We start from the raw sequence: 8,752 nt of genomic DNA on the forward strand, positions 1-8,752 counted from the left end.
CCCCCTGCCCCCTGCCCCCATACCCTCCTCCACTTCTAAGTCAACGGCCCCCTGCCCCCTGCCCCCATACCCTCCTCCACTTCTAAGTCAACGGGATTTTGCAAGACATCATCAAGACGATTTAAGTCGGCTTCTAAATCTTGAAGTGTACTGCCGAAATTGACGAGGCTATTAACTGGCTCTAAGAAGCTCAGTGTTAAACTTTGGTAGGCGACGAGCATCCCAATACTGAGATTGCCGTTCATTACCTGTAACCCACCAACCAGCAGAATAGAAGCTGTGGTTAAAGCTGTCAAAATTGTGGGTAATGCGCTGAGAATTTGAGTTTGTAAATCTAATTCTTGTTGGGCGTTGAGTGCTTTAGCGTAATAACCAGCAAACCGAGCAAATAAATCTGACTCTAGCCCAGAAGCTTTGATGGTTTCTATGGTTTGGATGCCACTAACCGTTACACCACCGACTTTGCCATATTCCTGAGCCAGTCGCATATTCGCATCAACACGAGTTTGCGATAAAAATAGCAGGGCAAAGATATTGATGGCAGCAAAACCAACTGCGATCGCACTCAACAATTGGTCATACTGAATCATAATCAGCAAATAAAAGACCATCATCACTGCATCAATAATTGTAGTTGCCAAAGGTCCTGAGAGTCTTTGTGCTACCCGGTCATTAAGTTGCATCCGGCTACTAATTTCTCCTGCATAGCGCTGGTCATAGAACCCAATAGGCAATCGTAAAATATGCCAGAGAAACTGTCCTGAGGTGCTAACTGATAACTTCACCATCAATCGCCGCAGGTAAGTAAGCCGCAATCTGGCAAGAAATGCCCGCAAGATTGCAGTTATGCCCATTCCTAATAACAAGGGTCGTAGCCACTGCTGTCGGTCTTGGACTAAAATCTCATCGATAAACACTTGGGAAAAGGCTGGTACTGCTAACCGAGGTAGAGTTAACAGTAACCCTGCCAGCAAGCAAAATATAATAGTTCCGCGTGAGTTTTGTAAGCGGGTAGTTAAAGCTGAAATAACCTGATTTTTTTTCCCTTCTTTCTGGAAGTCCGCGCCAGGTTCCATTATCAGAACAACACCAGTGTAGGCGCGGTCGAACTCTTCCCAACTAACTGTTCTCCGACCACTAGCAGGATCGTTGAGATAGACGCGTTTTTTGCTGTATCCTTCTACTACAAGAAAATGGTTAAAATTCCAAAAGGCAATGTAGGGGAGACGCGTAGTTGTCACCTTTGCCAGAGATACTTTTAAACCTTTAGCATTGAGTCCATAGTTTTTAGCAGCTTTGATGATATTAAAAGCTTTGCTCCCATCCCGTGAAACACCGCATTCTTCACGCAGTTTAGCCAGTGGCACAATCCGACCGTAATAACTAAGGATTATTCCTAAAGCAGCTGCACCACATTCGACCGCTTCCATTTGCAAAAGTGTAGAAGTGCGGACACGATATGGTTTAAATTTGGGGACTGAGGACTGGGGATTGGGCATTGGGGACTGGGGCATTGGGGATTGAGGAGTTAAAACTGGGAGCTTCGCAATGCAAATTTACTAAGATCATAGATTGTCATTGCAAATGAAGCGTTCGCCCTTAGCATTCCCATAGGGTAGCGGAATCAAGCAATCGAAAGCCATTGCTTGGCTGCTTTTGATTTTGCTCGCAATGACAAAATATGTATTTACACATTTGGGATGCTTCGTTAAAACTTGAATGTTGAGCTTCTGAAGGTGAACGTTGAGCTTCTGAGGGTGAAAGTTGAGCTTCTGAAGGTGAATGTTGAGCTTCTGAGGGTGAAAGTTGAGCTTCTGAAGGTGAAAGTTGAGCTTCTGAAGGTGAATGTTGAGCTTTTGAAGGTGAATGTTGAGCTTCTGAGGGTGAAAGTTGAGCTTCTGAAGGTGAATGTTGAGCTTCTGAAGGTGAAACTTAAAGTTTTAACTCCCCCTTTGTCTTACCTAGTCCCCAATTCCCAATTTAATAAACTCCAGTCCATGAGCGTAACATCGGAATAATGTAAGAAATAGGTGCTTTTTCTCCAACTTTGACTTGAACAGAAGTGGTTGTGCCAGAAGATATTTTTACGTCTCCTCCATCAGAAGATGACCATTTGTAGCCACTAACTGATGTAGGATTTTCTTCTAGTTCCACAAGAGCTTGTACCTTTCCTTCACCTTTACCTGCAAGAGAAGCGGCAATTTCTTTGTTACCAATTAACGCTGTAATATCTTGTGTAGTTACTGGAAAAGAAGAGATATTTGCAACGGTTCCGACAATGCCACCTTCGCGTTCGCGTTTGGCAAAGCTGGGAGTCACTTGTACACCCATCCCTGGCTTGATTTGCTTACCATCTTTATTCGCGAAGTAAACAAGACTCATCAGTTTTGAATTTGGCTGTTCAGCTTCGATTGACCCCAAGCGACTACCTGGATTCATCATTTGACCGGGGACAACACTTAATTCGAGAATGTGACCATTATATTTGCTGATGATTCTACTTTCTTGAGATAATTGCAATTCTAATTGAGCAATTCGGCGTTTTACTTCTCGAATTTGATTGGCTTTGTCAATTGTTTGCTTTAAGTCTTGTTCTTGTAATTTCGTATTTTGAGTATTCAGGTCTTTAATTTTGGTTTTAATTTCGTCAACTTTGTTAAGATTCTCTAGATATTCTCGTTGTGTAGTGGTTTCTTGAATTTCCAGATCCTTGAGTTGTACATCAATCTCAGATAGTTCTGCTTGAGTGTTGAAATATTCCTGTTCAGCTTGCACTACCATATCTTGGCTAATCACATGACCCTCAAAAAGCTGACGACGATTATCAACCCGTCCTTGTAAGGTTTTGAGTAAGTAGTTAATTTGCTGTTTGCGAGAATTGATACTTTGACGTTTTTGGGCGATCGCTCTTAGAGTTTGGTCGCGTAATTTGGGCGCACTTTGCTCTCGACGCAGATTATTTTCCAAATCCATTTTCTGCTGTCCAAGAGTGATGATTTGCTGCTCAATTAGCAATTTTTGAAATCTGTCAGTTTCTTGATTTTGAGTTTGCAGTTGTTGCAACTTTACTTGCTCTTGCTGTAATTGCTGCTTCAACACCGATTGGTCGATAATACCTAGTACATCACCTTGTTTAATACTATCCCCCGGCTTCACCTTGAGAGTTAGTAACGGCCCGGAACTAGGCGCTTGAAATTCCACCACATGGTGCGGTTTTATCAAGATACCTTGACCTGTGACAGTGAGGGGAATTTTACCAAACACACTCCAAACGCCAGCCACAGCAACCACAAAACTCATTGCAGATAAACTCAGCCAAGCTTGAGGCTTGACCACATTGATTGCTCGATCCAGTTGTTCTGGTGAAGATAAGCGATCTAGTGCTTCTTGGCGGAAAATATGGCTGTGTTTGAGTTGCATTGTTCTCCTGGTTCCTGACAGCGCTTAGAGCTTCAAGTCTTCTAGACTTTTAAGATTAAAGTGCGATCGGGGAGAACTAGGGGAGATTTCAGCAAAATAGTCCTGGCTCGTAATTAGAGTTGAGACTAAAGCATGACAAAATGACCCAGCAGTAGTAAGTTTACAAGTTACACATCTGGAAGTAGAAAAACTAAAAGGTCAAGCAGATTGTAGTTGTTCTTTTTTCGGCTTATTAGTACTCTTTTTGACTGTCGAAAAACGAATTCTACGCAGACGTGCTTTGCCTTTGCCAGCTTTGACATTGATATCTAGAGTTGCTGTTCTTGCCGGACAGAACACATACCCAAAGCAGAAAATTGGATCGAAAGGAGAAATCACCATGACCCTGACAATGACACCCACTATTACCGCCTTTGAACGGTCGCCTGATGGCGGCAAGGGACTGGCGCGTGACATGCGCGTTCGCTGGGCGCTCGAAGAAGTGGGCCAACCTTACAACGTTCGTCTTGTTTCGTTCAGTGAGATGAAGCAACCCGCGCACCGTGGGCTTCATCCTTTCGGGCAAATTCCAACCTATGAGTCAGGTGATCTCGCCCTGTTCGAGTCGGGGGCGATCGTGTTCCATATCGCGGAGCGACATACGGGGCTGTTGCCAGACGATGCGAATAGTCGAGCGCGAGCAATCACATGGATGTTTGCTGCACTTAACACGATGGAGCCGCCAATCGTTGATTGGGCAATCGCCACGTTATTAGAGCGCGATCAGACCTGGTACGAGCAGCGCCTACATGTCGTCGAAGGTCGTGTCCGTAATCGGCTCTTAGAACTTTCTAGTCACCTTGGAGATGCCGACTGGCTTGATGGCGCATTCAGCGCAGGCGACCTGATGATGGTGTCAGTGCTGCTCAGATTGAAAAACTCGGGTATGCTCTCCGACTATCCGAATCTCTCTACCTATGTTGCCCGTGGCGAAGCGCGGCCCGCCTTCAAGCGTGCTTTTGCCGCTCAATTAGCGGTTTTCACTGCAAGCAACCAACTGGCTGACTAGCGCAAAAGACTGATGCCAGATCGCCTCTCGTAAAGAAGGGCTTGCCGCAGCGAAAAGTCGGAGCGGCGGTTCCCACCGATCTGAACTTTTCAAGACAGGCTACCGCAAAGGACGCAAAGGAAACGAGTAGGCTCATTCCCACAACAGTACTGAAGGTAAATCATCTGTGGCTAGCCGTAGCAGTTCGTAGCCGATTCCTGCTGTACCCCGGAAGAAACTGGGGTGGAACACTGAACTAGGTAAATTAACAAACATTTGGTATGCTCCCGTTCGTCTGGCTTTAGCTACGACATTTGTGGCATTCTGGAGGGCAATTTGACGCCAATCAGAGCGAGAGTAACGTTGCGCCCCGACTAACAGGGTTTCAATTCGACCCAAATTGCCACAGCACAAATGGTCGCTGGCTTCTAATCCATAGTTTTGGGTCGTTTGCAGGGCAATTTCAATCTCGCCTTCAATACCCGGAATTTCCCCAAGTCTAACGCTGCCTAAACGCCCCAACCCTATTCCAGCTGCACCGTGACACCACACAACCGGGAAGCTAGGTGGCTGATTGGGTTCCAGGCTGCGAAAATCAGGCCAGTTGGCATGGGATTCACTAAAGACGCTGCGCTCATAGTCAATGCCTTGGAGTGCTGCTTCGTAGTAAGCTTGATTTTCAGTCACACTGTAGAGTTGCAGCAAAGCATAGGCAATTCCTGCTGCTCCGTGGGAGAACCCAGTTAAGGGCTTTTCGCTCAGGGTCTGCCAAGCTTTGGGAGAACCTTCGTAGCTGATTTGCTGCTTGAGTAAATGCTCTCCACAGGCGATCGCTTTTTCTAAAACGGTTGCATTCCCTGTTACTCTATGCAGGGACAACAGCCCTAGAATGGCTCCAGCCGAGCCGCTCATGATATCTAGCTTTTGATCGGCAGCAATCAACTCTGGCGTCATCCACTCCGTTAATGTTTGAGCATCTGGCAACAGCGTCTCATCCTTGAGGAATTGGCTGACTTTCACCAAACCATAAATTATCGAACCCAAACCCGTCCCGCCACCAATACCCATGAGGCGAGCCATAATTTGCCGAGATTCTAAGTTCAGAGTTTGGATCTGCCGACGCAACGGTTGCAGTGCCTTCAATGCCAAATCACCGGAACGGGAGTCATTAGTTACCTGAGTGAGTGCGGCAAGAAACAAGGCAACCCCAGTGCGTCCGTCATAAAGACTGTTGCCTAAAACTTGCAATCGGAATCGTTCTGCTTCATGCACATAACCTAAGCCGATCCAGTTTACACTGCCATCGGGATCTGGTATAGCTGTTGTTTCTAGTTCAGTGGCGATCGCAATGGCTTCGGCAATTAATTCTGCCGAACTCAGCAATGGTAACGATTCGGCATTCCATTGCTGAATGTCTTGGGTAGGAGTTTGTGCTACCTTAGCATGGAATGAGCCTTGAATAATCGCCGTTTGTCGAGCTAGGTCAATTTCATCCATTGCCTGCAACTGATTCAAGGCGTGCTGGTAACTCGGTTGCTTAAAGTATTGCGGAATGGATTGATAATCGCTTGTACTCAGTTCATCACTAGCGGCATTCGCCGTGAAAAATGGAATATCTAGTTGTTCCATTGCTCTGAGTTCTGCACTCAAAATCGGCAAAGCATTGGGTTTGTCTTGAGCAACCAAAAAGGCACGACTGAGGCGATCCAATTCGATGCTATAGTCTACGCCGTGTTTGAGATAATCGGGTGATAAAGTTTTTTGCGAGATGGCACTGTAGATGCGAGTGTTGCGGAAGACAAAGCGGACTTGCTGGTGCTGCATCGCAGTTAACGGACTTCCAGGAACCAGTAATATGTGCTTATGCATCATCAAAAAGCGATACATCACCTCGAATCCAGCGGTAATTTGTGCTTGATAATCGCTGGCTGACAAAGCTATCTCATTTAAGCGCGGCACATTTTTCCCTACAGGCCTGGTGACAGACTCATAATGCATCTGCATATCGTCAGTATTGACGTGTAGCCATTTGGGTAGTTTATGAGGAACTTTTTGAGAATCTGTACTACCCAATCCACTAACATCATAGGCAATGCGGCGATCGCTACTAAAGTCCCAACGCGGTAAAAGCCCAGTGCGTAACACAGATTCCCAGAATTGCTGTTCTGCGGTTGTCTCAGACTCTGCGGCATTTGGTGAGTTTTCAATCAAATTCGCTTCATGGTGCAGCAAAGTTTCCATATCTACTAACACCAGATGTTCGCCGTTAGCAATTAAGTTTTCGTGGTGACAATCCGTTCCCCGCAAAGCGTAAAGTACACACAACAACATTCCAGCTCGCTGATAAAAACGTTCTACAGCGGCTGCATCTTTACAAGGTTGATGTGTAATATATTCTACCCAACCGTAATTATCTCGGTTCAATACTTGAATAACTTTGAAATCTAAAAGCTGACTGTGTTGATTGCACCAATCTAAAAATTGGTTATAACCAACTTCTAATCCTAAATCTTTAGGTTTATATACGAGTTTGAGTCCAGACTCAAAAGTGAGTAAAATAACTGTTCGCCCGCGCTTGTGTGGGTCAGAAAGTGAAGTTTGGATTTCAGCAACTTTGCCTAAACTATCATTTGTAGAGCTAAAGATTTGCTGAATATCTGCTTTATCTTCAGCCAGACGTTGGATAAATTCAGCCGCAGACTCTACCCAAAAATTGACGGCTGTTGCTACTAATCGACCGAGTACTGGATATTTATTAAATAGAGTTAACAATCCATCTTCTAGGAGTTGATAGACAAACTTATTATAGTGAGTTTTATTGTTGCTCTTTTCTGTTGCTACTCCTAGTAAGTTGAGCAAGTTTTTCCCAAATGGACGAACTTGAGAAAATTCAAAATTCAGCGTTTTGGTACAAACTCCTGCTAATTGCTGTAGCAAAMTGCGCTCTAATTCACAGTAAGCAACTTTTGAAAAGACTAATAAGGGCAAGCTGTTTTCAGTGAGTTGCCCAGAACCAAGTCGAGTTAAAAGTTGCTGTCTGGCAACTGCGATCGCAGGTACCAAAATATCTTCAAAGGGAATCGGATTTTCTGGATTAATTGGTAAATCTATTTCCAGTGCAGGTTCAAATTCCCTTGCCATTTGCATAATCTGCTGCAAAGTTTCTGCCCATGCTGGCAATGGTACTTGTTGATTCCAGTCGATGCTTCCCAAGCGAGGGCGAATCGTAGCAACGTCTAAGCTTTGCCATTGTAAGCGTTTATGTAAAGTGTTCCAGTCACCTACGATTTGACACCAGCGATCAAGCCGACGCTGAATCTCTGTTTCATTAATCGAATCGATGTCAATTACAAATCGTTCTATATCGAGGCGTTCCCAGAGAAAACTGGCGTTGGCAACAATAGTTGTTAATGCTTTTGAGGATGGGATATCTCGTTTGGCGATGACTGGATTTTTCATGATGCTGGCTTGACAAGAGCAGAAAAGCAGAGGTGTGGAAGTGCAGAGGAGCAGAAGGACAGGAGTTAGTTATTTCTTCCCCTTCCCCTTCCGCTTACATCTAATCTCAATCAATAATATTGTTAGCTAAGTGCTGAAATATCAACATTGACCATTACCCTTGGGACAATCGGTACAACATGACATGTGGCTGTGACCAGTGTTAGCCATCCCTCCACTAACACTGAGTAATTCTTCTTCACTCAGTTCGCCAAATTCCATAGATGTTAACTCATTGAGTACTTGAGACACGCTTTCAACTGTGAAGTTATAACCTTTTTCTGCACTGGCAACCAATAGTAGTTTGATGGCTTCTGCTTCGTTAGCTGCTGCTGTTAATTTTTGTTGTAGTTGAGCGTTTTCAAGTAATTCTTTGATTTGTTGTAGCATTTCCGTATCCTCTGTTTTGTTTGACTTAGTGCAGATGCGCTTGTTTTGTGCGGTGTTCTCTGCTTTGATGATTTGAATTTAGAGACTAATAGGGTGAAACTAGGGGAGATAGTTGCAATTAGAGAAAATTTTTAGACAATTTAATTGAAGTATTGGGTACTGGGAAAATGGGAATTGGGTAGTTTTAAGTTCTCACTCTTTCCCTTACGCTGACACCTAGTCTCAATCAATAATATTGTTAGCTAAGTGCTGAAATATCAACATTGACCATTACCCTTGGGACAATCGGTACAACATGACATGTGGCTGTGACCAGTGTTAGCCATCCCTCCACTAACACTGAGTAATTCTTCTTCACTCAGTTCGCCAAATTCCATAGATGTTAACTCATTGAGTACTTGAGACACGCTTTCAACT

At 44.5% G+C, this 8,752-nt stretch carries 6 protein-coding genes and 1 pseudogene; 2 read left to right on the forward strand and 5 right to left on the reverse strand.

Going from position 1 to position 8,752, the window contains the following annotated elements:
* Window positions 1-71: 71 nt before the first annotated feature.
* Window positions 72-1,499, reverse strand: a pseudogene (locus FCR06_RS31550) (cysteine peptidase family C39 domain-containing protein); the annotation flags it as partial.
* A gap of 216 nt (window positions 1,500-1,715) precedes the next feature.
* On the opposite strand from FCR06_RS31550, the gene FCR06_RS31555 reads away from it, so the two are divergent.
* Window positions 1,716-2,018 (forward strand): hypothetical protein, encoded by a 303-nt coding sequence (locus FCR06_RS31555; protein ID WP_189523663.1) that lies wholly within the window; start codon window positions 1,716-1,718, stop codon window positions 2,016-2,018.
* Here the strand turns inward: FCR06_RS31555 and FCR06_RS31560 are convergent.
* The gene (locus tag FCR06_RS31560) at window positions 1,981-3,420 is read right to left on the reverse strand and encodes an NHLP bacteriocin system secretion protein (RefSeq protein WP_138506805.1); all 1,440 of its coding nucleotides are present in this window, start codon (window positions 3,418-3,420) and stop codon (window positions 1,981-1,983) included. The genes FCR06_RS31555 and FCR06_RS31560 overlap by 38 nt on opposite strands.
* Window positions 3,421-3,618: 198 nt before the next feature.
* Window positions 3,619-3,801, reverse strand: a complete 183-nt coding sequence (locus tag FCR06_RS31565) for a hypothetical protein (RefSeq protein ID WP_138506807.1) — start codon at window positions 3,799-3,801, stop codon at window positions 3,619-3,621.
* On the opposite strand from FCR06_RS31565, the gene FCR06_RS31570 reads away from it, so the two are divergent.
* Entirely contained in the window at window positions 3,800-4,468 is a 669-nt protein-coding gene (locus tag FCR06_RS31570) for a glutathione S-transferase family protein (protein ID WP_223280388.1), read from the forward strand. The two genes, FCR06_RS31565 and FCR06_RS31570, sit on opposite strands and share 2 nt — an antisense overlap.
* A gap of 132 nt (window positions 4,469-4,600) precedes the next feature.
* Here the strand turns inward: FCR06_RS31570 and FCR06_RS31575 are convergent, their stop codons facing one another.
* Complete coding sequence (locus FCR06_RS31575) at window positions 4,601-7,906, reverse strand: type 2 lanthipeptide synthetase LanM family protein (RefSeq protein WP_138506809.1); 3,306 nt, start codon at window positions 7,904-7,906, stop codon at window positions 4,601-4,603.
* Window positions 7,907-8,047: 141 nt separating this feature from the next.
* Complete coding sequence (locus tag FCR06_RS31580) at window positions 8,048-8,335, reverse strand: Nif11-like leader peptide family natural product precursor (RefSeq protein WP_138506811.1); 288 nt, start codon at window positions 8,333-8,335, stop codon at window positions 8,048-8,050.
* Between the last annotated feature and the right edge of the window lie 417 nt (window positions 8,336-8,752).

Source organism: Nostoc sp. PA-18-2419, assembly GCF_005869855.1.
Taxonomy (GTDB): Bacteria; Cyanobacteriota; Cyanobacteriia; order Cyanobacteriales; family Nostocaceae; genus Nostoc.